Origin of the sequence: Streptomyces ipomoeae 91-03, from assembly GCF_000317595.1 — a bacterium.
GTDB classification, from domain to species: Bacteria; Actinomycetota; Actinomycetes; order Streptomycetales; family Streptomycetaceae; genus Streptomyces; species Streptomyces ipomoeae.
In genome coordinates this window covers 1-963 of record NZ_AEJC01000575.1, presented here as the reverse complement: position 1 = coordinate 963, position 963 = coordinate 1, and the positions used below count along the sequence as shown (strand labels likewise).

The 963-nt window shown below is 70.4% G+C and carries 1 protein-coding gene; it reads left to right on the top strand.

The window, feature by feature from the left end; all coding sequences use genetic code 11:
• Positions 1-43 precede the first annotated feature (43 nt).
• Positions 44-802, top strand: a complete 759-nt coding sequence (locus STRIP9103_RS37370; protein ID WP_009333620.1) for an aldo/keto reductase — start codon at positions 44-46, stop codon at positions 800-802.
• Positions 803-963: the final 161 nt, after the last annotated feature.

Below are 963 nucleotides of genomic sequence, written 5' to 3'. Positions count from 1 at the left end.
CACCCCGGAATGTGGGCGTCCGGCCCGGCCGTTGACGAGGAGCATGACTTCTCTTCGCAAGCTGGGCACGTCCGATCTCGAGGTCTTCCCGCTCTCCCTCGGCGGCAACGTCTTCGGCTGGACGGCCGACGAGAAAGACTCCTTCGCCGTCCTCGACGCCTACGCGGCGGCCGGCGGCAACTTCGTCGACACCGCCGACTCCTACTCGGCGTGGGTCGACGGCCACACGGGTGGGGAGTCGGAGACGACCATCGGATGGGGGTCCCCCCCGCTCGAGCGAAGTCGAGAGTGGGGGAGGGCGAAGGCCCGCGGCAACCGTGCCGACGTGGTCATCGCGACCAAGGTGAGCCGGCACCCGCAGTACCAGGGCCTCTCCGCCGCCAACATCAAGGCGGCGGCCGATGCCTCCCTCACCCGCCTGGGCACCGACTACATCGACCTCTACTACACCCACTTCGACAAGCCCGAGGTGCCGGTCGAGGAGATCGTCACCGCCCTCGACGAGCTGGTGAAGGCCGGTAAGGTCCGGGCGATCGCCGCCTCCAACATCACCCCCGAGCGTCTGAAGGCCTCCCTGGACTTCTCGGACGCCGAGGGACCCGCCCGTTACGTCGCCCTCCAGCCCCACTACAACCTGGTCTCCCGCGACACCTACGAGGGCCCTCTTCAGAGCCTGGCCGCCGAGTACGGTCTCATCGCCACCGTCGCCCTGGCCTGGCTGTCCGCCCAGTCCACGGTCACCGCCCCGATCGCCTCCGCCCGCACGGTGTCCCAACTCCCGCCACTGCTCGCGTCGGCGTAGCACTGGGCGGGGCTGTGCGGGGTGCCTCCGGCGGTTGGGCCGGAGTGCGCCTGGGGGTGCGTGGGGGGTCGGGGCCGTGCCGGTGTGTCAGCCCGTCGCCAGGTGCCCTACGGCCCGGGGTCGGGTGGGTTGGACCTCTCTGTGTTTCTCTACGCGACGGG

Bases quoted from the DNA above. Each gene is read 5' to 3' on its own strand.
- STRIP9103_RS37370 (WP_009333620.1), top strand. From the start codon at position 44: ATGACTTCTCTTCGCAAGCTGGGCACGTCCGATCTCGAGGTCTTCCCG.